The organism is Streptomyces sp. NPDC048424 (genome assembly GCF_040651555.1).
GTDB lineage: Bacteria > Actinomycetota > Actinomycetes > Streptomycetales > Streptomycetaceae > Streptomyces.
This window is the reverse complement of record NZ_JBEZKE010000002.1, coordinates 64,594-91,248: the sequence shown is the minus strand read 5'-3', so window position 1 is coordinate 91,248 and position 26,655 is coordinate 64,594. Positions and strand designations below refer to the sequence as shown.

24 protein-coding genes and 1 pseudogene are annotated in these 26,655 nt (G+C 71.9%); 8 read left to right on the top strand and 17 right to left on the bottom strand.

What is annotated here, in order from left to right; all coding sequences use genetic code 11:
- Positions 1-5: 5 nt before the first annotated feature.
- On the bottom strand, positions 6-932 hold the full coding sequence (locus AB0D29_RS02915; protein WP_362851878.1) for a glutaminase: 927 nt from the start codon (positions 930-932) through the stop codon (positions 6-8).
- Between the two features lie 2 nt (positions 933-934).
- On the bottom strand, positions 935-1,627 hold the full coding sequence (locus AB0D29_RS02910; RefSeq protein WP_362851877.1) for a demethylmenaquinone methyltransferase: 693 nt from the start codon (positions 1,625-1,627) through the stop codon (positions 935-937).
- Between the two features lie 264 nt (positions 1,628-1,891).
- Between AB0D29_RS02910 and AB0D29_RS02905 the strand changes: the two genes are divergently transcribed.
- Together AB0D29_RS02905 and AB0D29_RS02900 are read left to right on the top strand one after the other, a co-directional pair.
- The gene (locus AB0D29_RS02905) at positions 1,892-2,788 is read left to right on the top strand and encodes a DUF3152 domain-containing protein (RefSeq protein WP_362851876.1); all 897 of its coding nucleotides are present in this window, start codon (positions 1,892-1,894) and stop codon (positions 2,786-2,788) included.
- Positions 2,789-2,834: 46 nt separating this feature from the next.
- Entirely contained in the window at positions 2,835-3,200 is a 366-nt protein-coding gene (locus AB0D29_RS02900; protein WP_362851875.1) for a LuxR C-terminal-related transcriptional regulator, read from the top strand.
- Here AB0D29_RS02900 and AB0D29_RS02895 read toward each other — a convergent pair.
- From AB0D29_RS02895 to AB0D29_RS02880, 4 genes are all read right to left on the bottom strand, one after another.
- Entirely contained in the window at positions 3,166-3,810 is a 645-nt protein-coding gene (locus tag AB0D29_RS02895) for a hypothetical protein (RefSeq protein WP_362851874.1), read from the bottom strand. The two genes, AB0D29_RS02900 and AB0D29_RS02895, sit on opposite strands and share 35 nt — an antisense overlap.
- A 13-nt stretch (positions 3,811-3,823) precedes the next feature.
- Positions 3,824-5,023, bottom strand: a complete 1,200-nt coding sequence (gene mqnC / locus AB0D29_RS02890; protein ID WP_362851873.1) for a cyclic dehypoxanthinyl futalosine synthase — start codon at positions 5,021-5,023, stop codon at positions 3,824-3,826.
- A gap of 78 nt (positions 5,024-5,101) precedes the next feature.
- On the bottom strand, positions 5,102-6,913 hold the full coding sequence (locus AB0D29_RS02885) for a serine/threonine-protein kinase (protein ID WP_362851872.1): 1,812 nt from the start codon (positions 6,911-6,913) through the stop codon (positions 5,102-5,104).
- Positions 6,914-7,113: 200 nt separating this feature from the next.
- A complete protein-coding gene (locus tag AB0D29_RS02880; protein ID WP_362851871.1) occupies positions 7,114-7,977 on the bottom strand; it encodes a menaquinone biosynthesis protein in 864 nt (287 codons plus the stop codon).
- Positions 7,978-8,214: 237 nt separating this feature from the next.
- On the opposite strand from AB0D29_RS02880, the gene AB0D29_RS02875 reads away from it, so the two are divergent.
- A complete protein-coding gene (locus AB0D29_RS02875) occupies positions 8,215-8,418 on the top strand; it encodes a cold-shock protein (RefSeq protein WP_007265804.1) in 204 nt (67 codons plus the stop codon).
- Between the two features lie 174 nt (positions 8,419-8,592).
- Here the strand turns inward: AB0D29_RS02875 and AB0D29_RS02870 are convergent, their stop codons facing one another.
- On the bottom strand, positions 8,593-10,239 hold the full coding sequence (locus tag AB0D29_RS02870; RefSeq protein WP_362851870.1) for a hypothetical protein: 1,647 nt from the start codon (positions 10,237-10,239) through the stop codon (positions 8,593-8,595).
- 228 nt (positions 10,240-10,467) lie between these two features.
- The gene (locus AB0D29_RS02865) at positions 10,468-13,203 is read right to left on the bottom strand and encodes a PKD domain-containing protein (RefSeq protein WP_362851869.1); all 2,736 of its coding nucleotides are present in this window, start codon (positions 13,201-13,203) and stop codon (positions 10,468-10,470) included.
- A 377-nt stretch (positions 13,204-13,580) separates the two neighbouring features.
- Between AB0D29_RS02865 and AB0D29_RS02860 the strand changes: the two genes are divergently transcribed.
- On the top strand, positions 13,581-14,927 hold the full coding sequence (locus AB0D29_RS02860) for a hypothetical protein (RefSeq protein ID WP_362851868.1): 1,347 nt from the start codon (positions 13,581-13,583) through the stop codon (positions 14,925-14,927).
- Between the two features lie 185 nt (positions 14,928-15,112).
- On the top strand, positions 15,113-16,348 hold the full coding sequence (locus tag AB0D29_RS02855; protein ID WP_362851867.1) for a kelch repeat-containing protein: 1,236 nt from the start codon (positions 15,113-15,115) through the stop codon (positions 16,346-16,348).
- A gap of 21 nt (positions 16,349-16,369) precedes the next feature.
- Here the strand turns inward: AB0D29_RS02855 and AB0D29_RS02850 are convergent, their stop codons facing one another.
- Positions 16,370-16,846: an ATP-binding protein gene (locus AB0D29_RS02850; RefSeq protein WP_362852144.1), complete on the bottom strand. Its 477-nt coding sequence runs from the start codon at positions 16,844-16,846 to the stop codon at positions 16,370-16,372.
- A gap of 139 nt (positions 16,847-16,985) precedes the next feature.
- Between AB0D29_RS02850 and AB0D29_RS02845 the strand changes: the two genes are divergently transcribed.
- Together AB0D29_RS02845 and AB0D29_RS02840 are read left to right on the top strand one after the other, a co-directional pair.
- Positions 16,986-17,855 carry a helix-turn-helix transcriptional regulator gene (locus AB0D29_RS02845; protein ID WP_362851866.1) on the top strand — a complete coding sequence of 290 codons (870 nt, stop codon included), beginning with the start codon at positions 16,986-16,988 and terminating at the stop codon, positions 17,853-17,855.
- Positions 17,855-18,109 (top strand): DUF397 domain-containing protein, encoded by a 255-nt coding sequence (locus AB0D29_RS02840; protein WP_362852143.1) that lies wholly within the window; start codon positions 17,855-17,857, stop codon positions 18,107-18,109. The genes AB0D29_RS02845 and AB0D29_RS02840 overlap by 1 nt, the downstream gene beginning before the upstream one ends.
- Positions 18,110-18,134: 25 nt before the next feature.
- On the opposite strand, the gene AB0D29_RS02835 is transcribed toward AB0D29_RS02840, so the two are convergent.
- From AB0D29_RS02835 to AB0D29_RS02815, 5 genes are all read right to left on the bottom strand, one after another.
- Complete coding sequence (locus AB0D29_RS02835) at positions 18,135-19,220, bottom strand: hypothetical protein (protein ID WP_362851865.1); 1,086 nt, start codon at positions 19,218-19,220, stop codon at positions 18,135-18,137.
- A 248-nt stretch (positions 19,221-19,468) separates the two neighbouring features.
- Positions 19,469-20,017: a hypothetical protein gene (locus AB0D29_RS02830; RefSeq protein WP_362851864.1), complete on the bottom strand. Its 549-nt coding sequence runs from the start codon at positions 20,015-20,017 to the stop codon at positions 19,469-19,471.
- Between the two features lie 540 nt (positions 20,018-20,557).
- Positions 20,558-21,181, bottom strand: coding sequence for a histidine phosphatase family protein (locus AB0D29_RS02825; protein WP_362851863.1), 624 nt, complete (start codon positions 21,179-21,181; stop codon positions 20,558-20,560).
- Positions 21,182-21,195: 14 nt separating this feature from the next.
- Complete coding sequence (locus AB0D29_RS02820; RefSeq protein WP_362851862.1) at positions 21,196-21,792, bottom strand: hypothetical protein; 597 nt, start codon at positions 21,790-21,792, stop codon at positions 21,196-21,198.
- Positions 21,793-22,313: 521 nt separating this feature from the next.
- Positions 22,314-24,086 carry an AMP-dependent synthetase/ligase gene (locus tag AB0D29_RS02815; protein ID WP_362851861.1) on the bottom strand — a complete coding sequence of 591 codons (1,773 nt, stop codon included), beginning with the start codon at positions 24,084-24,086 and terminating at the stop codon, positions 22,314-22,316.
- A 153-nt stretch (positions 24,087-24,239) separates the two neighbouring features.
- On the opposite strand from AB0D29_RS02815, the gene AB0D29_RS02810 reads away from it, so the two are divergent.
- Complete coding sequence (locus tag AB0D29_RS02810; protein ID WP_362851860.1) at positions 24,240-25,250, top strand: AraC family transcriptional regulator; 1,011 nt, start codon at positions 24,240-24,242, stop codon at positions 25,248-25,250.
- 31 nt (positions 25,251-25,281) lie between these two features.
- Here AB0D29_RS02810 and AB0D29_RS02805 read toward each other — a convergent pair whose 3' ends face one another.
- The 3 genes and pseudogenes from AB0D29_RS02805 to AB0D29_RS02795 form a co-directional block, all read right to left on the bottom strand.
- A complete protein-coding gene (locus tag AB0D29_RS02805) occupies positions 25,282-25,956 on the bottom strand; it encodes a contact-dependent growth inhibition system immunity protein (RefSeq protein ID WP_362851859.1) in 675 nt (224 codons plus the stop codon).
- Between the two features lie 11 nt (positions 25,957-25,967).
- Entirely contained in the window at positions 25,968-26,267 is a 300-nt protein-coding gene (locus AB0D29_RS02800; protein WP_362851858.1) for an RNase A-like domain-containing protein, read from the bottom strand.
- A 29-nt stretch (positions 26,268-26,296) separates the two neighbouring features.
- Positions 26,297-26,655 (bottom strand): annotated as a pseudogene (locus tag AB0D29_RS02795) (hypothetical protein); the annotation flags it as partial.

Sequence of the window (26,655 nt, the reverse complement as noted above, 5' to 3'; positions counted from 1 at the left end):
GCGGGTCAGAAGACCGAGAGGCCCGTCAGGGTGGTGAAGCGGTCGAGGGCGGCCACGCCCGCGACCGAGTTGCCGCGGGCGTCGAGGCCCGGGCTCCAGACGGCCAGGACGCAGCGGCCCGGGACCACGGCCACGATCCCCCCGCCGACCCCGCTCTTCCCCGGCAGGCCGACGCGGTACGCGAACTCGCCCGCCGCGTCGTAGGTCCCACAGGTCAGCATCACCGCGTTGACCTGCTTCGCCTCGCTGCGCGTCAGCAGCCGCGAGCCGTCCGCCCGCAGCCCGTGCCGGGCCAGGAAGCGTCCGGCGCGGGCCAGGTCGGCGCAGCTCATCTCGATGGAGCACTGCCAGAAGTAGTGCTCCAGCAGCGCCGGCACCGGGTTGACGATGTTGCCGTACGAGGCCATGAAGTGGGCGACGGCGGCGTTGCGGTCGCCGTGCGACTGCTCGGAGGCCGCGACCTCGGCGTCGAAGCCTATGTCCGGGTTCTGGCTCTCCTGCCGGAGGAACTCCAGCAGTTCGCTGCTCGCGTCGCCGGTCAGGGTCTGGAGCACGTCGGTGACCACGAGGGCGCCCGCGTTGATGAATGGATTGCGCGGAATGCCGTTTTCGTACTCCAGCTGTACGAGCGAGTTGAACGGGTTGCCCGAGGGCTCCCGGCCGACCCGCTCCCACAGGCTGTCGCCGCCCTCGGCCAGCGCGAGGGCGAGCGCGAAGACCTTGGTGATGGACTGCGCGGAGAAGGGGACCTGCCAGTCGCCCACCCCGAAGACGTTGCCGTCGAGGTCGGCGACGGCCATCCCGAACTGCCCCGGGTCGACGGAGGCGAGCGCCGGGATGTACTCGGCCGGCGTGCCGCTGCCCAGCAGCGGGGCGATGTCCGCCACGATCCGCTCCAGCAGCCCGGCGTAATCGAAGGGCGCGGTGTCCACCCTCAGGCCTTGGTGCCCCGGTGCAGGGCCACGATGCCGCCCGTCAGGTTGCGCCAGGCGACCTTGGACCAGCCGGCCTTCTGCAGCAGCCCGGCGAGCGTCGGCTGGTCCGGCCATTCGCGGATGGACTCGGCGAGGTACACGTACGCGTCGGGGTTGGACGACACGGCGCGGGCCACCGGCGGCAGCGCCCGCATCAGGTACTCCATGTAGAGCGTCCGGAAGGGCGCCCAGGTGGGCTCCGAGAACTCGCAGATGACGACTTGGCCGCCGGGCTTGGTCACCCGGTACAGCTCGCGCAGCGCGGCGTCGGTGTCCTGGACGTTGCGCAGGCCGAAGGAGATCGTCACCGTGTCGAAGACGTCGTCCCTGAACGGCAGCCTCGTCGCGTCACCGGCGGTCAGCGGCAGCCAGGCGTGCTTCTTCTTGCCCTCCTGGAGCATGCCCAGGGAGAAGTCGCAGGGGACGACGTACGCGCCGGTCGCGGCGAAGGGCAGCGAGGAGGTCGCCGTGCCGGCGGCCAGGTCGAGGACCTTGTGCCCGGGACGCGCACCGACCGCCTTGGCGACCTCCTTGCGCCACACCCGGTCCTGGCCGAGGGAGAGGACGTCGTTGGTGAGGTCGTAGTTCGCCGCGACCCTGTCGAACATGGAGGCGACTTCGTGCGGCTGCTTGTCCAGGGATGCCCTTGTCACTGGCGTTCGCCCCTCGGTGTGCGATGCGGATCGGCGGGTACGGCCCCATCCTCTCAGGCCGCGCCGCCCCCGACGGCCGGGGCTCCACCCGTGCCCCGCAGTGGCGGACCCGTTCCCCACCGTAGAACTGGTCCGAAGGACAGTTGCGCCGCGCCCCCGCGTACGCGTTGACTGCCACGGTGCGGCCCGGTGAGGGTCACCCACCGGATCAGAGCCCGCTCGTGGCCGGTCCGGCAGTGGCCGCCGCGAACAGAGGGCTCCACGATGCCGGCAGGCCATTCCACCGGTCGTTCCCGCCGCAACGGCCCGCGCGCCAGGCGCCGGGCCGAGCGGCGCAAGCGGCTGCGCCGCACCATCCTCCTCGGCTCGGCCGCGCTCGTCGCGGTCTCGGCGACCGCGTACGCGCTGATCCCCCAGGACGAGGCCGCCACGGCCGCCAAGGGCCGGACGGCGGTCCAGCCGGAGCCGACGGACGGGGAGTCCGCCGACGAAGCCGGGAACGCCGTCCCCAACGGCGGCAAGCCGTCCCCCGCACCCTCCCCGTCCTCCGCCGCACCCTCCCAGAAGCCGTCGGGCACGCCGTCGGGCGCCGCGACGCCCGCCCGGCCGGGCGTCTTCACCTCCTCCAGCACCGCCGGCGCGGCGAAGGGCAAAGGGCCCGCGCTGCGCTGGCGGATCGAGGTCGAGGAGGGCAGCGGGGTCGATCCGGAGTCGGCCGCCCGCTCGGTGGAGGCGATCCTCTCCGATCCCCGCGGCTGGACCCGGGACCCGGCGTACGGCTTCCAGCTCGTCGGCGCGGGCCAGCCGGTGGACTTCACCGTAAAGATCGCGACGCCCACGACCACCGACCGGCTGTGCGACGTCGTCACCCCCGAGCTCATCGGCGAGACCAACTGCCGGGCCGGCCACACCGTCGTGGTGAACCTCAAGCGCTGGCAGGAGGGTTCACCGCAGTTCAACGGCCCCGTGGAGGAGTACCGGGCGCTGATCGTCAACCACGAGGTCGGGCACGAGATAGGCCGCGAACACGAGACCTGCCCGGCCCCCGGCAAGCCCGCACCTGCGATGATGCAGCAGATCAAGGGCCTGCTCGGCTGCAAGGCGAATGCGTGGCCGTTCGACCCGAATGGAACCTACCTGTCCGGTCCACGCGTCCCATAAGGGGGAGAGTCGCCCGCAGGAGGGCGGTTCGGGGGGAGTGGAATTCGTGCGCGTCGTCAGCTTCAGCGTCCCCACCTGGTTCCCCTCCTACGAGTCGTACGGGGAACCGGCCGGGCCGCGGACGACGGACGAGGCCCTGCCCGCCGACGCGCAGTCCACCGAGGCCCTGTTGACCGAGCAGGAGTCGGCCGTGTTCCTGTGCCTGGCCACCGGCGCCTCGAACAAGGAACTCGCCGTGGAGCTCCAACTGTCCGTCAGCACGGTCAAGTTCCACGTGGTCAACATAAGGGCCAAGCTCGGCGGCATCAGCCGCCTCCAGGCCTGCCTGCTCGCGGCCCTCGCCCGCGAGGACACCCGGCGCACCGAGGACGAACGTCTCAGCGGCGGCGGTGGAGCAGTCGTCCTCCGATGACCGTGGCCACGCAGGTGGTCGCCCCCTGGGCGAGCAACTCGGCCTCGTCCGCCACGGCGAAGACCGCGAAGCGGGCCACGACGCCCGGCTCCAGCAGCCCGTGGAAGGCCTCCCCGGCCGTGTCCCGGCCGACGAGGGGATCCAGGGCGGGCGGCCCCTCGTACGCGGCCGGCGGCAGGATCACGAGCCCCGAGCGGCTCACCGCCGTGCGCACCGACGCGACCGTGAAGCGGCCGCACACCGCGACCACCCCGCGCGCGAGGAGCTTCTGCGTTCCGCGCCGGGCACTGTTGCCCCGGCGCGCCTCGGTCATCTTCAGCGCCTCCAGCGCGGCCTCACCGCTGATCGGGTCGGCGCCGAGCTCGGGGACCTCGTACGGGTCGTCCGGGTAGTACGTCCGCTCCAGCAGCTCGTCCGCCCCGCGCACCCACAGCCCCGGGGTGAGCACCCCGGGCCAGCGGCGGGTGCGGGCGTGCGGAAAGGCCGCGGCGAGATCCTCGTACGGCCCCACGCGGGCGATCCGGTCGCCGTCGACGAGGACCGCACCACCGGGCAGCGGCGCGCGGCCCGGCCCGGATACGAGGAGTTCGGCGGTGTGGAGCGTCAGCATCGTGTCGGACGCGTCAGTTCGTCGAGATGAGCTTCAGTTCGGGGTGCGCCGTGCCGCCCTCGATGGCGGTGGAGGAGATGTGCGAGACGACGCGGTCGTCGACCGGGTCGTTCGCCGGGTCGTCGTGCACCAGCAGGTGCTCGTAGGTCGTCGCGCGCTGCGCCGGGGTGCGGCCCGCCTTGCGGATCAGGTCGATGATCTCCTGGCGGTTGGAGCGGTGCTTGGCACCGGCCGAGGAGACGACGTTCTCCTCCAGCATGATCGAGCCGAGGTCGTCGGCGCCGTAGTGCAGCGAGAGCTGGCCCGCCTCCTTGCCGACGGTCAGCCAGGAGCCCTGGATGTGGGCGATGTTGTCGAGGAAGAGGCGCGCGATCGCGATCATGCGCAGGTACTCGAAGATCGTCGCCTGGGTGCGGCCCTTGAGGTGGTTGTTCTCGGGCTGGTACGTGTACGGGATGAAGGCGCGGAAGCCGCCCGTACGGTCCTGCGTGTCCCGGATCATCGCGATGTGCTCGATGCGCTCGGCGTTCGTTTCGCCGGTGCCCATCAGCATGGTGGAGGTGGACTCCACGCCCAGCTTGTGGGCGATCTCCATGATCTCCAGCCAGCGCTCGCCGGACTCCTTGAGCGGGGCGATCGCCTTGCGCGGCCGCTCCGGCAGCAGTTCGGCGCCGGCGCCCGCGAAGGAGTCGAGGCCGGCCGCGTGGATGCGCCGGATGGCCTCCTCGGCCGAGACGCCCGAGATGCGGGCCATGTGCTCGACCTCGGACGCGCCGAGGGAGTGGATGACCAGCTGCGGGAAGTCCTTCTTGATGGCGGAGAAGTGGTGCTCGTAGTACTCGACGCCGTAGTCCGGGTGGTGCCCGCCCTGGAACATGATCTGCGTGCCGCCGAGCTCCACGGTCTCCGCGCAGCGGCGCAGGATGTCGTCGAGGTCGCGGGACCAGCCCTTCTTGGCGTCCTTGGGGGCCGCGTAGAAGGCACAGAACTTGCACGCCGTGACACACACGTTCGTGTAGTTGATGTTCCGCTCGATGATGTACGTCGCGATGTGCTCGGTACCGGCGTAGCGGCGGCGGCGCGCCGCGTCGGCCGCCTGGCCGAGCGCGTGCAGCGGCGCGTGGCGGTAGAGGTCGAGCGCCTCTTCCTTGGTGATCCGGCCCCCCGCGGCGGCGCGGTCGAGGACAGACTGGAGAACGGCCTGGTCGGTCACCGGTGAGTCACCTTTCGGCGGTGTGTCTGTGTCAAGGTCCGGACCGATCCAGCCTACGCCAGGGGTTCCCGCGCCCCGTCACGGGCTTCGGGTCAGGTCGCCCTCGGGGTTCCCCGCGGGGCTGTCGCCGGACTTGTAGTGCAGCGTCCCGTTGGCGTTGAGGGTGAAGCGCTCGTCGGCGGAGCCGTTGGAGCAGATCCCGGGAGCCGGGTTGCGGTTGCCCGAGGTGTCCAGGACGAGCGAGCGGTCGGTGGCGGAGGACAGCTTCCAGTCACCGCTGCAGTCGGTGCCGAGGACGTCCAGGACCGACTTGTCCCGGGCGACGACCTCGCCGGTCTTTCCGCCCTTGATGGTGATCTCGAACTCCGTGGAGGCCCCGAGCCGGGCGGTGGTGACGGTGCCCTTCCAAGTGCCGATGAGCTCCTTGGGGACATCGGCGCGGGTCCCTGAGGGGGCCGCGGAACTCGCGCTCGGCGCCCCCGAGGGCTGGGTGGCCCCCGGCGCCGCCGGGCTGGAGGTGCGCGGGCCGCCGTCCGAGGCGACGTCGCGCCCCTTGTCCCCCTGGCCGGGCAGCAGGCCCATCCCGTACAGCCCGCCGGACAGCACCGCGAGGACGGCGGCCGCGGCGAGCACGAGGGTGCAGCTGAAGCGGCGGCCGGCCGCCCTGACGCTGACCTGCCGGCCCCCCGCCCCCTCCGCGGCGGTCCGCTGCCCGGGCAGCCCGGCGCCGGCGGTGGGACCGGACGAGCCGTACGGGCCGGCGCCGCCGGCGCCCGGGCCCGCGGTCTCGATCGGGGCCCCGAACACCCCGGGCGCCGAGCCCTGGCTCCCGTAGGACTGGTACGGGCCGGGCGCCGCGAAGCCGGCGCCCGCCGGGCCCCCGTACGAGGCGGCAGTGAACGGCACCGGCCCCGACGGGGCGTCCGCCGTGGCGCCGCCGCCCCCGTACGACGGGTCGGGCGCCCCGAAGCCGGCCCCCGGCCCGGACCCGCCCCCGGAGGAATCGGCGTCGAGGTCCAGCAGGGCCACCGCGGCCCGGCTGGCCTCCTCCACCAGCGGCGCGGGAAGCCAGCCGGGGGCGCCGAGCGCACCGCCGAGGGCCGCCGCGACCGCCTCCGGGGACGGCCGCTCGGCCGCCGCCTTGGCCAGGCAGGCCGCGATCAGCTCGCGCAGCTCCCCGGCCGGCACCGCGCCGAGCTCGGGCGGCTCGTGCACCACCTTGTAGAGGAGGGTCGCCGAGTTGTCCCCGGTGAAGGGCGGCCGGCCGGTCGCCGCGAACGCCAGGACCGCGCCGAGCGAGAACACGTCGGCCGCCCCGGTGATGCCCTTGCCGAGGATCTGCTCGGGCGACATGTAGCCGGGCGAGCCGACGGAGACCCCGGTGGAGGTGAGCGAGGCCGTGCCGTCCGTGGCCCGCGCGATCCCGAAGTCGATCAGCCGCGGCCCGTCGAGGGTGAGCATCACGTTGGACGGCTTCACGTCCCGGTGGACGAGGCCCAGTCCGTGCACCGCCACCAGGGCGCGGGCCAGACCCGCGCCGATGGCCCGTACCGAGGACTCGGGGAGCGGCCCGTGCGCGGCCAGCGCCCGGTCCAGGGAGGGCCCGGCCACGTACCCGGTGGCCACCCACGGCACCGGCGCCTCCGGGTCCGCGTCCAGCACCGGCGCGGTCCACTCGCCGCCCACCCGCCGGGCCGCCTCCACCTCGCGGCGGAACCGGGCCCGGAACTCCTCGTCGGCGGCGAAGTGCGGGTGCACGATCTTGACGGCCACGGTCCGGCCGCCCGCGCTGCGCCCCAGGTAGACCCGGCCCATGCCACCCGCGCCGAGCCGGCCCAGCAGCCGGTACGCGCCGATGGTCCGCGGCTCACCGGCTTCGAGCGGCTGCATCGCGTCCCCCAATTCCCCGTGATCGCGGGCGCCTTGTGCCACCCGGCCGAGCAGCAGCCTAGGGGGTGCCGTCGCGGGGGAAGCGTCCTGTCACCCTTTTGTATTTCCCGCACGCGATCGGAAATGCAAAAAGGCGTGAATTCCCGGGAAACTTCGCATTCGCCCGCCCGGCCCCACGGGCTACCGCTCGGTAAACCCGGTCAGCACTCCTGGACCACCGAGCTCAGCAGCTCCACGGCCACATCCGCGGCATAGCCCGTCGTGGGTCCCGTACGGCGCGCGAATTCCCGTACGCCGGCCAGCTGATCGGGGCCGAAACGGAAGTCGAGCGTCGTGAAGTACCGCTCCAGCAGGTCCGCGTCGAAGGCCTCCCAGCGGGCCGCCTGCTCGGCGACCTTGGTGACCTCTTCCAGGGAAACGTCCCGGGAGGCGAGGAAGGCCTCGTGGACCTCGCGCACGACGCCGGGCTCACGGGCGAGGTAGTCCTTGCGGGCGGCCCAGACGGCGAAGACGAACGGCAGTCCGGTCCACTCCTTCCACATGTGCCCCAGGTCGTGGACGGTCAGCCCGAGCCGGGGCGCGTCGTGGAGGGAGGCGCGCAGCGCGGCGTCGCCGATCAGTACGGCCGCGTCCGCCTCCTGCATCATCACGCTCAGGTCCGGCGGGCAGGTGTAGTAGTCGGGCCGTACCCCGTACTGCTCGGAAAGCAGCAGCTGAGCGAGTCGTACGGACGTACGAGAGGTGGAACCGAGGGCGACGCGGGCGCCGTCGAGCTGCCCCAGGGGCACCTGCGAGACGATCACGCAGGACATCACGGGACCGTCGCAGCCGACCGCGATGTCGGGGAAGGCGACCAGTTGGTCGGCGTTGCGGAGGAACTCCACGAGGGTGATCGGGCCCATGTCCAGGTCGCCCTGGACGAGGCGTTCACTGAGTTTCTCGGGGGAGTCCTTGGTCAGCTCCAGGTCCAGCAGCGTGCCGGTTCTGGCCAGGCCCCAGTAGAGGGGAAGGCAGTTCAGGAACTGAATGTGGCCGACGCGGGGCCGGCTGCGGTAGACGTCCACATCGCGAGACTAGCCCCCTCATCCGCGTCAGCCTTCGGGCGGGTCTCAAACGTCCGGGTGACGTGATCTTTCCCTCTGGTCTCCGCCGCAGGGTGCGTGCTAGGCTCACCGCAAGTTGCAGTTTGGTTTCCCTTGCAGTACGAGGCCTGCGGAGAATGTGACCCGCAGGCTTTTGTAGTTTTCAGACTTCTTAGCAGGTTCTGGAGCAGGGCGACCCTTTGGCCCATAGGAGGGCTCATGGCTACCGGAACCGTGAAGTGGTTCAACGCTGAAAAGGGCTTCGGCTTCATCGCCCAGGACGGCGGCGGCCCGGATGTCTTCGTCCACTACTCCGCGATCAACGCCTCTGGCTTCCGCTCCCTCGAGGAGAACCAGCAGGTGAACTTCGACGTCACGCAGGGTCCGAAGGGCCCGCAGGCGGAGAACGTCACCCCGGCCTAGTCGCCTGGGCCAACCTGTCGCGGGTTGGAAAAGCAGTACCCAAGGAGCCCTGTCCCCTCTGCGCGAGCAGAGCGGCAGGGCTCCTGCCCTTTCCCTCCCGGGGTGGGGGGCGGGGTACGGCAGTGGCCCCCGGCACCTTGACGGTGCCGGGGGCCACTGCCGTACGGGCCGGTGTTACGCGGCCGGGGTGGCGGTGATCTTGATGTCCAGGATCAGGGTCACGTTCTCCTTGGTGGTCAGGCGCAGGGAGTACGTGCCCGGGGCCGCGTCCGTGGTGAAGAGCTCCGGCAGGACGATCTTGCCGTCGGCGCCCGTCTTGGGCAGCACGCGGCCGAAGACCTTCTTGCCGTCCTCGTCCTTGAAGTACGGGGCCTTCGCGGTCGCCGGGTCCACCGGGACCCACTTGCCGTCCGCGTCCTTCACGACCAGGTCGGCGACCGTCTCCGTACCGGCGACGGCCTTGCCCGCGGCCGTGGCGAGGACCTCGACGCCCTTGAGGCTCGTACCGGCGACCGCCTCCAGCGGCTTCGAACCCTCCGGGCGCGACAGCTTGTCGGCGACCGTCACCGTGACGCGGCCCTCGAAGTCCTTCGTGAGCCTGGTCGTGGTGTCGTAGGCGGAGACGCGCAGCTTGAACGTGCCCGCCTTGGTGCCCGCCTTCAGGCCGGGCGCGACGGCGATGCCCTCGGGGCTCGTCTTGATCACCACGGACTTCTCCGCCCCGAAGAGCGTGCCGCCGGTGGTGTCCTCCTCGACCGCGAAGATCACCTCGCGGTCGGCGGCGGGCTTGCCGTCGCTCAGCAGCAGCTTGATCTTCGGGAGCACGGTGAAGGTGGCGCCGGCCTCGGCCGTCATCCCGGGCCCGTCGAGCACCGTCAGGTCCTGCAGGTGCGGGGCCGGCTTCTCCGGGGTCGGAGTCGGGGTCGGGGTGGGCGTCGGGGTGGGCGTGGGGGTCGGCGTCGGAGTCGGGGTCGGCTTGGGCGTCGGGGTCGGCGTGATCGGGGTCTGCGGCGTCGGCAGGGTGCCCGGCTGCGCGGGCGGGTAGTTCCCGGCCGGCGGGTTCGCGACCTCGGCGGCGCCGCCCTCCTGGTACTGCCGCATGTAGCCGAGCACGGTGTTCACGTACTCGCGGGAGTTGTTGTAGCTGAGGATCGCCGCGTCGAGCTTGGCCTGGTTCGACAGGTCACGGTCGCCCGCGCACAGGTAGAGCCCGGCGCCCAGCGCGGCGTCGTAGATGTTGTTCGGGTCGCGCTTGGCGTCGCCGTTGCCGTCGGCGCCCCAGGTGGCCCAGGTGGACGGGATGAACTGCATCGGGCCGACGGCGCGGTCGTACACCGCGTCCGCGTCCCACTCGCCCTTGTCGGTGTCCCGGATCTCGGCGAAGCCGTTGCCGTCGAGGCGGGGCCCGCGGATCGGCTTCTCGGTGTAGCCGTCGGCCTTGAGCCCGTAGCCGGACGCGTGGACGGACTCGACCCGTCCGATGCCGGCGAGCAGCTGCCAGGGCAGCTTGCAGCCGGGGAGCGCGGCCGCCACCGAGAGTTCGGCGCGGTGATAGGCGTCGAGGGCGGTCGCGGGTATCCCGCTGGCCCCCTCCTGCGCGCCCGCGCCGGCGGGCGGCGGGTCGGCGACGATGTCGGGCAGGTCCAGCCGGGCGTCACCGCGGTCGGTGGCCTGCGGACTGTCCGGAGTCGGCTCGGACTCGCCCGCGTCGGCGGTCGACGGATTGGTCACGACCGCGGCGGTGGTCAGGCTGGCCGCGAGGGCGGCCGTGCACAGGACCTTGCGCGACGTGTTGACGAGGTGACGGTGAAGCGGCTTCACAGTGCGGCGATCCCCCCAGGAGCCGTCAAAGGTGTACGGCAGGTCTAGCCGTGAATATCCACTGTCTATCAGGTATTCGAACCCGACTCGCCGTCCCGCCGACAGATGTGACGCACCATTCGTCTCGGCTTCACCGGGGTCTCGCGGCCGAATGGCCGGATACCCCAACTCCCTGACCGGATTGCCCCGATCGGAAGTGATTTCCGATCGGGGCTCCGATGTGAACCGCTACGGCCGGGTGTAGGTGAAGTAGCCGAGCAGGTCGGTGATCACGTGGTTGCTGCCGCCCCAGCTGTTCCAGATGCTGACCTTGCCGTCCCCGACGGGGGTGATGACGTGGTTCGGAACGGTGTCGCCGGGCCGGGTGTTGAGGCTGCTCGCGCTCGTGCGGGCGGTCCCGTACCCGTGGACGGTGAGGAACCCGGCGTCGCTGGTGTCGGTCGCGGTGACGTTCAGGGCCGCGCCGACGGCGTCCGCCGGCAGGCCGGAGACCGTGGTGGTCGCGCCGGGGGCGAGCTTGCCGGTGGTGCGCGTGTCGGCCAGCCGCTGGGGGACGACGGGGACGAAGAGGGCCTCGCCGCTGTCGCGGTAGTAGCCGACCGCGTCGACGACGAGGTCGGTGGAGCCGGCGTTGTTGTAGAGCGTGATGGTGCCGTCCGGGCCGACCGGGACGATGACCTGGTTGGACTTGTCCTTGCCGGGCTCCGGGTTCAGGTTCGAGGTGGCGGGGCGCCTCTTCGGGTCCGGGTAGGCGATCACGTGCGTGTCGGTCGTGGCGCCGGTGCTGGTCAGGTTGAGCGCCACGGCGGTGGCGTCCGGCGGGATGGTCCACACGCCCGCGACCTTGACGGTCCGGGTCTGGCCGCCGCCCAGCGCGCCGCCCGCGGTGCGGGTGTCGGCGAGACGGGTCGGGGTGATCGGGGCGAACTTGTGCCCGGTGTTGGGCTGGTAGTAGCCGACGAAGTCGACGACGACGTGCCCCTGGCCGGAGTTGAGCTGGGTGAGGACCTTGCCGTCGGCGCCGATGGGCACGGTGACGGTGTTCGACGAGGTGCCGCCCGCGCGGACGTTCACGTTCGAAGTCGCCGGGCGCGGCTGGCCCGAGGGCCAGACGTTCAGATGGGTGTCCTGGGTGGCTCCGGTCACGGTCACGTTCAGGACGGCTGCGGTCGCCCCGGCCGTGTGGCTGGGGCCCGAGCTGTAGTAGACGATCGGCAGGGTCACCGGGGTGGCGGTGCCGGCCTGCGCCGGGGTGCCCGCGGTACGGGTGTCCAGGGCGCGGAACGGGTCCACGGCCACGTAACCGGACGCGGCGTACGCGACCTGCACGGTCCGGCTGACCGTGGAGGTGGCGCCCTTGGCGTCCTTGAGGGTCACGGTCACCTTGTACCCGCCGGGCTGCGCGTAGGCGTGCCGGACGGGATCCGGCGCGGACACCCGCTCCTTGGCCCCGTCACCGAAGTCCACGTCCACCTGCTGGACCGGCCACGGTGTGGCGGAGGTCCCCGGGTCGACCTCGACCGTCAGCGGGGCGACGTACGCCCTCGGGTCCTCGGCGCTCGGCAGGAACGGCTTGGAGGTGAAGCCGGCCGTCAGCGGACCGGGCGCGGTCACCTTGGTCTTGTACCCGGCGAAGGCACTCAGGTTGGCGTCGTTGTACGCGGTCACCGTGGCCGTGCACTCGCACGGCGCGCTGTACACGTGCGTGGCGGTGCGCTCCTTGGTGACGACCGGGGCGGAACCGTCACCGAACGAGAAGTGGTAGGTGAGCGGACCGGACCACGCGCTGACCGCGGTGGCCGTCGCCTTCACGGTGGTGCCGGCCGGCGCCCAGGGCTGGTCGAGATCCAGCCGGACGCTCTGCACCCAGTCCTGGCCCTCGCGCGCACCGCGGTCGAGGTACCCGCCGTCCTTGCCGGTGTTGGGCACGCGCGGGTCGTCCACGACCGGATAGCCCTTGGAGTCGGTGAGCAGCACGCCGGGTGCCGTCGCGTCGGCGGAGTCGACGGCCTTCGCGCCGGCTTCCGCCGACGTCGGGACCACGATGTCCCGACCGCCCTGGCCGGTCGCCGCGTGGAACGCCGCCTGGTCCTGGTGGGCGGCGCCGCCCCACTGGTAGACCGGTCCGGCCTGGAAATCGCCCGCGATCAGGTTGTAGTCGGAGCGGGTGCCGTCCGCCGCGCTCTGCGACACCGCGATGGCGCCGCGTCCCGGAGCCGGGTCGCACGGACCGGACAGGCCCTTGGCGTTGATCACGTTGTTGAACACGGCGGAGCCGGACGAACCGCCGCTGAGCGAAACGGCCGCGCCGCAGCCGAGTTGGACGGTGTTGTTCGTGATGACGGTGCCGGGGGCGTCCACCACGGCGAGCGGCTCCTGCTTGCCGCCGTGGATGTCGTTGCGGCCGAGTACGGTGCGCTGGGCGCCGCCGTCGATCCGGACGCCGTACAGCACCGCCCGGCTGACGCGCACGTCCGTGCTCGCTTCGCCGATGACGAGGGACGCCCCGGTCGTCGAGCCGATCGTTCTGACCCGCTCCAGCTCGACGTCGGCGGAGCGGCTGACCTTGATGCCGCCGTTGGCGTACAGATCGCTGACCACCACGTGCGAGGCACCGCTGATGGTCAGCGCCTCCTTGCCCAGGATCACCGGGTTGCCCACCGGCCCGTCGGCCACGAAGGCGACCGGCTTGCCGGGTGCGCCGGAGCTGTTGATGGTGACGGCCTCGTCGTAGGTCTTGCCCGTCTTGATCCGCACGGTCTGGCCCGGCGCCGCGGCCTTGGCCGCCGCCGAGATGGTGCAGAAGGGCACGGCCTGCGAGCCGGGGCCGCCGTCCGAGCAGGAGGAGCCGGCGTAGTTGTTCACGTAGAGCGAGGTCGGGGTCTCGGCGGCGACCGCGGACGGAACACCGAGAAGGGTGACGAGACCTGCGGTGAGCAGGACCGTCGCACGAGTGGGACGCACCAGAAGGGTTTCCTTCAAGCCAGAAGTGACGTGGGAGTCACGCCGGCCGCGGCGCCGCACGACTGGTAGACGTTCTGTTCCCCCAGCGTCAGTCGGGCGCGCGCGAGCTCGAACAGACGATGGTCATCTTCCCCCGCGGAACCAGCCACTGTCACCTGTTTTCAGCCATGCCTGCCGGTTGAGGCATATGGCCGTCACGGCGCGCGACGTCATATGACCCTATGTAATTTCGCAGGTGTCCCGCTTCCCGCCGCGGCAGACCGTGCCGAGGCATGCCCCGAGAGGTGCCCATGAGGCGCACTGCGCGAAGTGACCAAGACGATTCCCCGCCGGGCCGCGCCCGGCACCGGGGCTGGCGACGGCTCGCCGTCGCGGCCGTGGCCCCCCTGCTGGCCCTGTCGGCCACGACCGCGACGGCCCAGGGCGTGTGGGTGACCGTCCCGAACCTGCCGACGGCACGCGCCGGGCTGGCGAGCTCGGCGGCGGACTGCCCGGAGGGCCTGCGCGGCACCTGCGTGTACGCCGCCGGCGGCAACCAGGCCCCGGAGAAGTTCGAGGCGTACAGCCCCTCCAGCGGCACCTGGGCCACGCTGCCGGTGCTGAAGACCCCCCGCCACCACGCCGCGGCGACGACCGCCCCCTGCCCCAACGGGGTACGAGGCGACTGCGTCTACGTCCTCGGGGGCACCAGCGCGGCCGGGGTCAGCAGGGTCGCCGAGGCGTACAGCACGGAGACCAATGCCTGGCTGTCCCTGACGCCCCTGCTGGCGGACCACAACAACGCGGCGGCGGCCACGGCCCCCTGCCCCGAAGGCCTGCGCGGCACGTGCGTGTACGTCTTCGGCGGCGACGACTCCGCCACGGCCGAGGCGTACAACCCGGCCACCAACCGCTGGGCCACCGTGGCGAGCCTGCCGACCGTCCGAAGCGCTCACGCCGGCGCGTCCGCGCCCTGCCCCGGGGACCCGAACCCCCGGAACATCTGCGTGTACGCCATCAGCGGGACCAACGCCAACCCCCTCTCGGTGGACTTCTACAACCCCGTCAACAACCAGTGGGGGCCCGCGGCCGAGATCCCGACCGCCCGCCTCCTCGGGAGGGCGGCCACGGCCCCCTGCCCCGATGGCATCCGCAACGGCTGCATCTACGTCGTGGGGGGCACCTCGTCCCCGAACACGGTCGAGGCCTACACCCCGGTCACCAACGCCTGGGTGACGCTGCCCTCCACGCCGACCGCTCACCTTGACCACGGTGTGGCCGCGGCGCCTTGCCCCAGGGACACGAGGCACCACTGCGTGTACGCCGTCGGAGGCCTGCTCACCGAGGGCGCCACCGGCACGACCGAGGCCTTCGCGATCGAGCGCCAGAGCGGCAGGCCCCAGCCGAGGCCGGAGCCCACCCCCGCGCCCCCGGCTCCGAACGGCCCGCGGCCGGACCCCGCACCGGCCCCGCTGCCCAAGCCCGACGTGAAGCCGCAGCCCGAGGTGAAGCCCCGGCCCGAGGTCAAGCCGCAGCCCGAGGTCAAGCCGCAGCCCGACGTGAAGCCTTGGCCGAAGCCGGAGCCCAAGCCCGAGCCCGAGCCGAAGCCTGACGCCAAGCCGGCGCCCAAGCCCCCGGCCGACAACCCCCAGACCGACCCCGCGCCCGACGCGGGCCTCGACCCGGAGCTCGACGTTCCGGCCGACGACTCGGAAGACGTCCGCAACACCCGCCACGCCCGCTAATCCGTCCCGTCACCTGGGGCCGGCGCCGTCACGGCGCCGGCCCCAGGCGCGTGGTACGTCCGACCGGGTAGGACTCCGGCATTTCAATCGTCACGCTCAGCAATCATCACATCATCCTATGTAACTTCGCGATGCCCCCTTTCCGCCGCGGCAGACCGTGCCGGGGCCGCCACGAGAGGTGCCCGATGAGGCGCATTCAGCGAAGTGACCGACAGGACTCCCCACCCGGCCGGACCGGACGCCGCCCCGCCTGGCGACGCCTCGCCGTGGCGGCCCTGGCCCCCCTGCTGGCCCTGACGGCCACCACCGCGACCGCCCAGGGCATCTGGGTGACCGTCCCGCCGCTGCCGACGGCCCGCAGCACCCACGGGGGCGCGGCGGCGGAGTGCCCCGAGGGGCTGCGCGGCACCTGCGTCTACGCCATCGGCGGCTTCGACGCGGTCGACCTCAGCGGCAAGGCCGAGGCGTACAGCCCCGCCACCAACACCTGGGCCACGCTGCCACCGCTGAAGACCCCCCGCAGCGCCCTCGCGTCGACGACGGCGCCCTGCCCCGGTGGGGTGAGGGGCGACTGCGTGTACGCCCTCGGGGGCGGTAGTACCCCGGGGGGTGACCCCTCGGCCACCGCCGAGGCGTACAGCACGGAGACCGGTGTCTGGCTGAGCCTGCCCTCCATGCCGACCGCCCGCCGCGCAGCCGCGGCGGCCACCGCGCCCTGCACCGAGGGGCTGGGCCTGCGGGGCACGTGCGTGTACGTCTTCGGCGGTTTCGCCCCCACCACGGCCGCCACCGTGGAGGCGTACAGCCCGGCCACCAACACCTGGGCCACGGTCACGCCGTTGCAGACCGGCCGTGCCAACCACGCCGGCACCGCCGCGCCCTGCCCCGGAGATCCGGGCCTCCGGAGCACCTGCGTGTACGCCATCGCCGGATCGGGGGCCGCCGCCAGCACCTCGGTGGAGGTCTACAGCCCCGTCCAGAACGGCTGGCAGTACCTCCCCGACATCCCGACGGGCCGCGATGACCTGCCCGGCGCGGCCACCGCACCCTGCCCGGAAGGCGTGAGCGACGGCTGCGTGTACGTCCTGGGTGGTCTCGGGGGCGGAAGCACTCTGACCACGGTCGAGGCTTACAGCCCGGTATCCAACACATGGCTGACGATGCCGCCGATGCCCACGGGCCATCGGGAACTGGCCGCCGCCGCGGCGCCGTGCCCCAAACGGCCGAAGAGCAGCTGCGTGTACGCCGTCTCCGGCTACGTCAACAGCGACCAGATCTCGGGAACGACCGAGGGCTTCGCGATCGAACGCCCGCCCGGCAGGCACCGTCCGCAGCCCACACCGACCCCGCCTCCGGCCACCACGGCCCCCGGCCACGGTCCCGTCACCCTCCCCTCCCCCGACCCCGACCCCGCTCGGTAGGTCGCAGCGCGCCGAGGCGGATCACCGGGCACCCGCGCCCATGCCCATGCCCATGCCCGTGCCCGCGCCCATGCCCGTGCCCGTGCCCGTGCCCGTGCCCGTCAGTTCCGCCCACACCGTCTTGCCCGGCCCCCTCGGCGCCACGCCCCACTCCCGCGCCAGCGCCTGCACCACCAGCAGCCCCCGGCCGCCCTCCGCCGACCACGGATCGACCTCCGGCGGCTCCCCGGGCGGCCTCGCGTCGTCCCGGGTGTCACTCACAGCCACCCGCACGTGCTGCCCTCCGTCGTAGCCGATCCGCAGCTCGAAGTCCCGTCCCGGCACCCGCCCGTGCAGGACGGCATTGGCGGCGAGCTCCCCGACGACGAGCCCCACGTCGTCGGAGAGCGCGCAGCCGTAGGGCACGCCCCAGAAGGCCAGCTGCGCCTGCGCGAGCCGCCGCGCGAGCCGGGCCCCGCGGCGCGTCGAACTGAACCGCTGCCGGAAGGCCAGTGCCATGTCACTCAATTCGGTCGTCACCTCACCGAGCGTGGCGACCGCGCCTTACGCTTTCCAGTGACGGCGGCGCTACGACGGTGATCCGTAGGGACGTCGGCCTGTTCGTGTACGGCCCGTACGGATGAGGGCGGTTCAGCCGATGAACGACCTGTCAGACCGCGAAGAACGTCCCGAACGCCCGGTGGAGGCGGACGGCACGGCCCACCTGTTCCGCGCCCTGGGCAAACAGATCAAAACCCTCCGCGAGGCGGCCGGCCTCCTCCAGAAGGAACTCGCCACCCGCCTGAACGTGGGCGAAGACCTCATCGGCGCCATCGAACGCGGCGTCCGCACCCCGCAGCCGGACCTCCTGGAACGCGCGGACCGCATCCTCCAGGCGCGCGGGGTCCTGCTGGTGGCGATCCCGGAGGTCAAGGAGGCGCTGAAGCGGGCGCGGACGCGGCATCCGGATTGGTTCCGGGACTATGCGGAGGCTGAGGCGCGCTCCGAGGCCATCCACGACTTCAGTCACCAGGGCGTGATGGGCCTCCTCCAAACCGAGGAGCACGCACGAGCGGTCTTCACGAAGCGACGACCACTCCTCAGCGAGGAGGCCATCGAAAAGCGCGTGGCGGACCGCATGGCCCGTCAACAGATCTTCGCGTGCTGGCCGTCCCCCACGATCAGCCTCGTCCTGGACCAGAACCTCTTGGAGCGCCAGGTGGGCGGCCCAGAGGTACACCGGGGGCAGCTTCGGCGGTTTCTGGAGGTGGGGCAACTACGAACCGTGGAACTACAGGTAGTCCCGTTCAAGCATGGCGAACACACCGCCATGGAAGGCTCGTTCACCCTCCTTCACCCGAAGGGGCGGCAGCAGGTCGCGTACACGGAGACCTACAACATCCCGAACCTGATCACTGATCCGGCGCAGGTACGGATCTTCGCTGAGCGCTATGGGATCATCCGGGCACAGGCACTCGCCCCGGACGAGTCCCTGGCCCTGATCGAGAAGATGCTGGGAGAGCGATGATGACCACCGACCTGGCCTGGTTCAAGAGCAGCTACAGCGGCGGTGAGGGTGGCCAGTGCCTGGAAGTGGCGCTCGGCTGGCGGAAGTCGAGCCACAGCGGCGGCGAAGGCGGCGAGTGCGTCGAGGTGGCCGCCTGCCCCACCACCATCCACGTCCGCGATTCCAAGGTGACGGCCGGGCCCCACCTGTCGGTGGCCCCCGGTAGCTGGACCGCGTTCCTGGACGGGATCACCGCGGCCCGCCTGCCGGCGTAGGTCCGGCAGGCGGGCGCGGCAACGGCTACCGCCAGACGACGGCCCGCCACTGGACCGGCCAGGTCCTGGAGCTGCCCAGGTTGCCCGCGACGCTCCCGGCCGCGTTGATCGCGACCGGGTCGGCCTGGTCGAGGCCGGCGGGAGCGGGCAGCGCGGTGACCTTGCCCTGCGCGTCCCACGTCACGGCGCGCTCGTCGGAGGTGCCGACGCTGGTTCCCGCGTCGTTGATGCCCTCGACGAAGGTGTGGCCGGTGCCCGGCAGCAGTTGGAGTTCGGTGACGGCGGTCCCGGTTCCGCTCCAGCGCAGGGAGCGGTCCTTGACGTTCGCCACCACCACGTCGGAGTTGTTGACGCTCACCGCCCGCGCGCCCGGGTCCTGGGCCGGCAGGGCCTCGATCTTCTTCCCGTGCGGGGCGCGGACGGCCTTCCACGTCCCGTTCGCGTCGGTGGCCCGGCCGATCACGGTGCCGCGCTCGTTGATCGCGGAGGGCTCGGCGTACGAGCCCCCGAGCGAGCCGAGGTCGTGGACGCGGCCCGCGGCATCCCACCGTACGACGCGGGTCTGGTCGCCGGGCAGGGACACGTAACCGGTGATCTCTCCGCGCTCGTTGATCGCGGTGGCCGCGCCGCCCTCCGCACGCGGGAGCAGGCGCAGTACGGTCGCCCGGCCGTCGGCGCCCCAGCGCACGGGGCGCGTGGTGGCCGTGTCCGTCGAGACGTGTCCCACGGCGACGTGAGCCTTGTTGATGTCCTGGGCCTCACCGTTGACGTAGCCCGCCGGTTCCTCCAGCCGGGTGAGGGCGCCGGACGCGGACCACCGGGCGGCGTGCCGTACGCCGTCCGCTGTGTCGGTGAAGCCGGCCACCGTGCCGTCGTCGACGACCTTGACCGCCTGGCCCCCCGACCCGTCGTCGATGGCCTGGAGCGGAGTGAGGGAGCCGTCGGCTCCCCAGCGCACGAGATAACCGTCCCTGTTCGCGTCCAGGGAGAGCCCGACGACGTCTCCGGCGTCGTTCATCGCCTGCGCCGAACTGTTGGTGTGGCCTGCCAGGAGCGGCAGTTCGTACATCGCAGCGCCGGCGCCGGCGCCGGACGCGGGCGGTACCACCATCACGGACAACATCGCGGAAAGGACCACGGGTAACAAGAAGATCCCCTGTCTTCTCGGACTGATCGCACGGAGCCGAACGCGCCCGCCGTACACCCCTGTTGACCCCCCGGGTGACGGGAACGGTTCGACCACCGCTGCCTCCCCCGACCAAACCAGGAAGAAACGCTTCAGTTTCACCGGATCAGTCCGGAGGACTGCGGAGGACTGCGGAGTACTCCGGAGGATCCTCGACGACCTGGACGAGACCGTCAGAAAATGAACGTGCCGATGCCGACGAGCATGCCGGCCACCGCGCCCAGCACCATGGCGGCGAACAGGCCGACCATGCCCGCGAAGAAGTAGCCCTCGCCGTCCTCGACCCTGCCGTGGCGCGCGCAGGAGAACAGCCAGGACGCCAGCGTCAGGAACGGCACGAGGAGCAGGCCGGTGGCGGTGCTGAAGTCGAACACGGCGCTGCCCGAGAGCTCGTAGGCCTTTCCCCGGGCCGTCCGGACCTCCACGTCGGTGCCGAACCGATACTTCTCGTCGGCCGTGTCCAGCACGATCTCGCGCCCCGGTTCCCCGGACTGCCGGGGGGTGTACCAACCAGTGCAGTCGGTGCCTGTCGCGTAGCCCTCCGCGTCGGTGGCCTCATAGCACTTGTGGATCGAGACGACCCCGTCCACGGGCCCGAAGCCGAGCACGGCGGCCATCTGCGGCCCGGGCAGCAGCCACACCAGCCACCCGGCCACCGCGAGCGTCACGACCACCCCGGCCCCGGCCGCCCCCCGCCCCAACCTCCGCACGGCAGCGCGCACAACGCCCCCCTCCCTTTCCCCTGGGCCGATACCCGCGGGGGGCGGGGCGTACGCGGGATGGGAGGTGCGGCGGGGGCTCCGGGGGCGGGGTCTCGGCGGGGCGGAATCAGAGAGGGCGTGGGGGTTTCCCGTCAGTCTCATCGTCTTCCGTGGCGGGACGGTCCCTCAAGGGCGCTCCCTTCGGTCGCGTCGCTACGCGATGGCCTACGGCCACCCTTGACCGACCGCCCCGCCACGGAAAATCGAAGACAGCCGGAAAACCCCCAAAAGAACGGGCCGGGCCCGACATCCACAAACGGCCCCATCACAGATATGCGGGCGGGTCCCGGCGCGCACCCGATCGCTACGCGCTCCCCACCCCTCAGCGTCTACCAGCCGTCCTGGGCTGGACATAAGCCGCCAACGATCGCTACGCGCTTTGCACGTCTCAGCGACTGCCGGCCGTCCGGGGCCACAGACCCCAACCCCCAGGAAGGCTCCCTCTTCGGCTGCTTGTACGCGCTGACGCGGGCAGGGTTCGGTGGGGGCGGTGTCCAGGGGTCAGAGGTGCAGTTCGGGTGGGAAACCGGTCCAGCGCAGTTCGGCGGGCAGGTGCCGCATGTCGTTGGAGAAGAGGACGGAGGCGGGCCGGCCGGGTGCGTATCGGATGACCGTCAGGGCGGCGTTGGCGTGGTTGAGACCGAGCCAGCGCCAGTTCGGAGCGTGCATGGCTTCGCGGACGAGCCAGGCGACCAGGAAGTTGTGGGTGACGACCAGTTCGTGGCGGTCCTCTTCGCCGTCCACCGGACCGGTGAACAGGTCCATCGCCTCGCGGACCAGTGCGGGTCCCCGATCCCGCTCCTCGTCACTGGCACCTTCGAGGAAGCGCAGGTAGAAGTCGGCGGATTCCGCCGGGAGCTCGTCCCGTTGCGGCATGTAGGGGACGTAGTCACCGGCAGCCTCCGACCGGTGCAGAGGAACGTCCTTCAGCTGGTCGCCGATCAGCTGTGCCGTCTGCTCGGCGCGGGGCAGTGGGCCGTGATGCACCGCCGAGAGCGGGACGTCACGAAGACGCCGGCCGAGCAGGGTGGCCTGCCGGCAGCCGTCCGCCGTCAGTCCGCTCTCGTCCGGCAACGCCTCACCGTGCCGGACGAGATAGAGGTACCGCGTTGCCGTGCCAGTCATCCCGAACTCCCCCGCTATCGATCTTGTGCCTGACTGGACGCCGCCCGCCCAGTGTCGGTTCCCCCGAACCGCCGTCGGCCAAGCAGGCGGCTCTGCTCCTGTTTCAGCTCAGCGAACCCGCGCCGTGCGTACGTGGCTATCTCTTCGCTGGGGAAGGCCACGATGGAGAGGTGCTCGCCGTAGCTCCCCTGGTCCCAACGGGCAGCCGTGATGTCGTAGCCAGACACGTGAGCGCACAGCTGAAGGAGAATGGGCGGCATCTCCGACTCGCTCAGAAGGTCAGCGTGTCTGATGACGAGGTCACGCATGGCCCGGATATTCGGCAAGAAGACGGTCCTGACCCACAAACGCCACTCTGCGAGCTCCTCCTCGGACGGTGGCCTCTCATGTGCGAAGGGCGACCTGCCGTCAGGACGAGCATTGCGTTCCATGAACGCGTCGAAGATCCGGCTGTTCGCCTCGGTGAGCGCGAAGAGCGGTCCATAGAAGTCGCTGAGTTGGCGATTCAAGCGCGCCAGGCGCTCTTGGCGCTGCGCCAGGCGCAACCCGTTGAAGTAGGTGGCGGCATACCCGACAAACGCCAGAGCGATAGTCACAACTGCGGTGGTCATGAAGGCCGATGCTAGTCAGCCGCCACTGCCATCCGACCCAGGACGAACGGCCTGCGGTCGCCGCCCCACCGAAGCGCGTAGCGATCGATGGCGGCCTACGTCCAACCCAGGACGGTCGGCAGACGCTGAAACGACGGGGAGCACGTAGCGATCTGTGGCGGCTTATGTCCAGCCCAGGATGGTCGGCAGACGCTGAGACGTGGGCAGCGCGTAGCGATTTGATGCGCACCGGGAGCCCCGCTCGTATATCTGCGACGGGGCCGTCCCTGAAAGGAGGACCCGGCCCGTTCTTTTGGGGGTTTCCCGGCTGTCTTCGATTTTCCGTGGCGGGGCGGTCGGTCAAGGGTGGCCGAAGGCCATCGCGCAGCGACGCGACCGAAGGGAGCGCCCTTGAGGGACCGTCCCGCCACGGAAGACGATGAGACTGACGGGAAACCCCCACGCCCTCTCTGATTCCACCCCGCCGAGACCCCGCCCCCCGAAGCCCCCGCCGCACCCACCGTCCAACCCCCCTCACCCCCTCACCCCCCGTACAGCCCCGCGATCACCTCCGCGTAGCGTTCCGCCACCGCCGTGCGGCGGAGTTTCAGCGTCGGGGTCAGGGTGCCCGCGGCTGTCGTGAAGTCTTCCGGGAGGATGTGGAAGGCGCGGATGCGGGCCGGGCGGGAGAGCGTGGCGTTGGCTTCGGCCACCGCGGCTTCGATCAGGGCGCGGACCGTCGGGTGCGTGGACGGGGTGGGGCCCGGGTCGAGGCCCTCGCGCGCCGCCCAGGCCGTGATCTCCTCCGCGTCGAGGGTGATCAGGGCGACCGGGTAGGGGCGGCGGTCGCCGATCAGGACCGCGCGGGAGACGTAGCGCGAGCGCTGGACGGCGAACTCGACCTCCGTCGGGGTGAGGTTCTTCCCGGCGGAGGTGATGATCAGCTCCTTCTTGCGGCCCGTGATGCGGAGGTAGCCGTCGGCGTCCAGTTCCCCCAGGTCGCCGGTGCGCAGCCAGCCGTCCCCGTCCAGCGCCTGCGCCGTCGCGGCGGCGTTCGCGTGGTAGCCCGGGAACACCATCGCCCCGCGCGCCAGCACCTCGCCGTCCTCCGCGATCCGCACCTCGCAGCCCGCGATCGGGCGGCCGACCGTCCCGGGGCGCACCGCCTGCGGGTGGTTGAGGGAGATGACTCCGCCCGACTCCGTCATCCCGTACCCCTCGAAGAGGGTGATCCCGCAGGCCCGCAGGAAGTCCTGGGTCGCCGGGGCGATGGGGGCGCCGCCGGTGAGGGCCCACTTCAGCCGGCCGCCGAAGGCGCCCCTGACCAGGGAGTAGAGGGACTTCTCCGCGGCCTCGTACTCCGCCCGCCGCTCCTGCGGCAGCCGGCCGTCCGCCGCGAGTACGCCCACCCGCACCGCCTCCTCGAAGCGTTCGCGGCCGCCCTCCCGGGACTCCGCCAGCGAGAGCACCACCGAGTGCAGCTTCTCGAACAGCCGCGGGACGGAGGGCAGATGGGTCGGCGCCACCTCCGCGATCTCCGTGAGCACGTCCTCGATCCGGCCGCCGAAGTAGCACAGCTCCCCGCCCTCCAGCAGGGTCGTGTACTGGATCAGCTGGGCGAGCATGTGCGCGAGGGGCAGGTACAGGTACGTGGAGTCCCCCGGCCCGCCCTTGATGAGGGGGACGGTGGCGTCCTGGATCGCGCCCAGGTTCCCGTGGGTGAGGCGGCAGCCCTTGGGGAGGCCCGTCGTGCCCGAGGTGTAGACGATCGACGCGTCCGCGGCGGGGGTCACCGCCGCCGCCCGGCGCGCCAGTTCCTCGGCCTCCGCCCCGGGCCCCGCCTCGGGCCCCGCCTCGGCCTCCGCCTCCGGGCCCGTGGCCGGCCCCGGCAGTTCGTCCATCAGGACCACCGACCGCAGCGCGGGCAGTTTCGCCCGGAGCGCCTCGACGCGTTCCGTCTGCCTCCCGTCGTCGCAGACCACGACGACCGCCTCCGAGTCCGACAGGACCCAGGCGAGTTCCTCCTCCCCCGCCGTCGGGTAGACCGGTACGAGGACCGCGCCCGCCGCCAGCACCCCGAAGTGCGTGTAGGTCCACTGCGGCCGGGTCTCCGCCAGTACGGCGACCCGTTCCCCGGCGGCCACGCCCAGGCGGAGCAGCGCGCACCCGACGGCCCGTACGTCCGCGGCCAGTTCCCCGTACGTACGGGTCTGCCACCCGCCGTCGGGCGAGCGGAACCGCAGGGCCGTCTCCGGCCCGTACCGCTCCTCGGTCCACTGGGTGAACACCGCCAGCGTGCTCGGCCGACCGTCCATCGCATGCCCTCCGGGGGAGTTGGTGACCCCCGACGCTAGGCAGCCGGACGGCCGCCGCGGCATGACCGGAAGCGTCACCCCGGCTGACCCGAACGCTCACCGGTCCGCGCACGTCCGTATCGCCGCGCGCCACGGAGGGCTACCGTCGAAGGCATGGGGAGGCGGACGATCACCGTGCACCATGTGCGCGCCCTGCTCGCGGGGGCTCGGGGCAGCGGCCTCGACACCGTGCCGATGCTCCAGGAGGCGCAGATCCCGCCGCTGCTGCTGGGCGACGACCGGGCGCGGATCACGCCCGCGCAGTTCGCCCGGCTGTTCCGGGCGCTGTACCGGAGCACGCAGGACGAGTTCCTCGCGCTGAGCCCGGTCCCGAGCCGTCCGGGCACCTTCGCGATGATGTGCCACGCCTCGCTCGGCTGCCGTGACCTGGGCGCGGCGACGGAGCGCGCGGCCGCGTTCTACGGGCTGTTCCCGGGCGGGCCGGAGCTGGCGCTGGAAGTGGTGGGCGGCGAGGCGCGGTTCACCGTGCGCAATGACTTCGCCCGGGACGAGGACCGGTTCCTCACCGAGTGCGTGCTCGCGATCTGGCACCGGCTGAGCAGCTGGCTGGTGGGGCGGCGCATCCCGCTCGCGTACGCCGCGTTCGCCTATCCCCCGCCGCCGCACGAGGAGGAGTACGAGATCCTCTTCGACTGCCCGGTCCGTTTCGGGGCGGACCGTACGGGCGCCGCGTTCGACGCGCACTGGCTGACCGCGCCGCTCGTACGGGACGAGCCCGCGCTCGACGCGATGCTCCGGCGCGCGCCCTTCGACCTGCTGTCGCGCCCCGAGTACGGGACCACGGTCGCGGAGCAGGTACGCCGCACCCTGACGCAGCGGCTGCGCACGTCGCCGCGGCTGCCCGCGCTCGGCGAGGTGGCGGCGCGGCTCGCGGTGTCCCCGGCGACGCTGCGGCGCCGGCTCCAGCAGGAGGGGACCTCGTTCCAGCAGCTGAAGGACCACGTGCGGCGGGACGCGGCGATCGCGGGGCTGGCGGAGAGCGGGGAGCCGATCGCGGAGCTCGCGGCGCGGCTGGGCTTCTCGGAGGACACGGCCTTCCACCGGGCCTTCCGCCGCTGGACGGGCACGACCCCGGGGGCGTACCGCATCGCGTCGGGCGGCTAGGCCCTGTCCGGGTTGTCCCGGAAGGACTGGCCTAGCCGTACTCGGGGCGGAAGCGGGCCAGCTGATCGGCCACGACGGCCAGCCAGGCGCTGGGCGCGTAGGGGACCGGCAGGTCGACCTCCATGCCCAGCTCGGCGATGCCGACCGCGTAGTCGATCTCCTCCAGGCCGAGGGCGAGCAGCTCGCGCACCTCACCGACGAGGCGCGACACGAGGGTCGGATCGGCCGAGTCCGCGTAGTCGCCGACGGCGGCTTCGTGGTCCTCGAACTCCGCGGGCATGTCCTGCGAGAACCAGCCGCCGAGGAACTGGCCGAGTTCCGGGAAGCGGGCGTGCCACTCCCAGTGCGTCTCGGGCAGTGCCGCCGGGGGTGGGACCCGGCCTTCCTCGATGCTCTGCCTGATGTGGTCGGCGAGCACCAGCAGCCACTGCTGGATCTCGGCCTCGGGCAGCCCGATGTCCGGGACCGGGTAGAACTCTCCGAGGCGCAGCCGCAGCCGGCCGGGCGGGTTCCGGGCGTAGGTGCGCAGCTGCTGCTCCGCGACCGCCAGGGCCCAGGGCCGGGCGTGCCAGGTGTGGCGCAGGTAGGCGGTGAGGGCCCGGCCGGGCCGGTCGGGGGTGTCGTCGGCGGCGAGGCCGGCGTACGCGCTGATCACCTGGTCGAGCTCGCCGTAGTGGCGGTCGAACTCCAGGGGCTTCATGGACATGGCCTGTGCCTCTACAGGTAGATCGGGAAGTTGCCGTGCACGACGAAACCGATGGGGCTCGTCGGCTCGCGCCGCAGCACGACCCGCGCGGCCCGCACGTCCACGGCCCCGCGTCCGGCGAGCGCCATGGCCTGGATCAGGACGCGGCCGACCGGCTGCTCGCGCGAGGGCCAGGCGGCTTCGATGGTGAGCCGGGGACGGGTGTCCTGGGCTAGCCAGCGGTGGATGGCCTGCTCGTTGCGGGTGACGACCTGCTGGGCGGCCCACTGGGCGGTTTCCCGGTCGGGGTATGTGGCGGATCTGGTGAGCACGTGGTCTTCCCGGTTCGGCGGCGGTCTGGTCAGGTGGACAGGAAGTTCCAGAACACGGCGACTTCGTCGTCGTTCACGGCGATCAGCCCGGCGTCACAGTCGTAGTGGCTGAAGGAGTCGTAGGAGCGGACGCCCTGTTCGTAGAAGTCGGGACGTTCGCCCTTCCAGCCGACGTTGGTGTGGAAGCGGGTGCCGTCAGGAAAGCGCGACATGATCACATCGGCCCGGCGCTCCATCTCCGGCCGGCGCTCCTCCCAGTTCCACGTCCTGGAGACGTCGAGACCGAGCACTCCGAGCAGGACGACCAGCGACCGTGCGGAGGACCGGGGGATTTCGTCCACCCGCCCCCGGTAGCGTTCCGCGTCCGCGGCGGTGGAAGGAGTCTCCA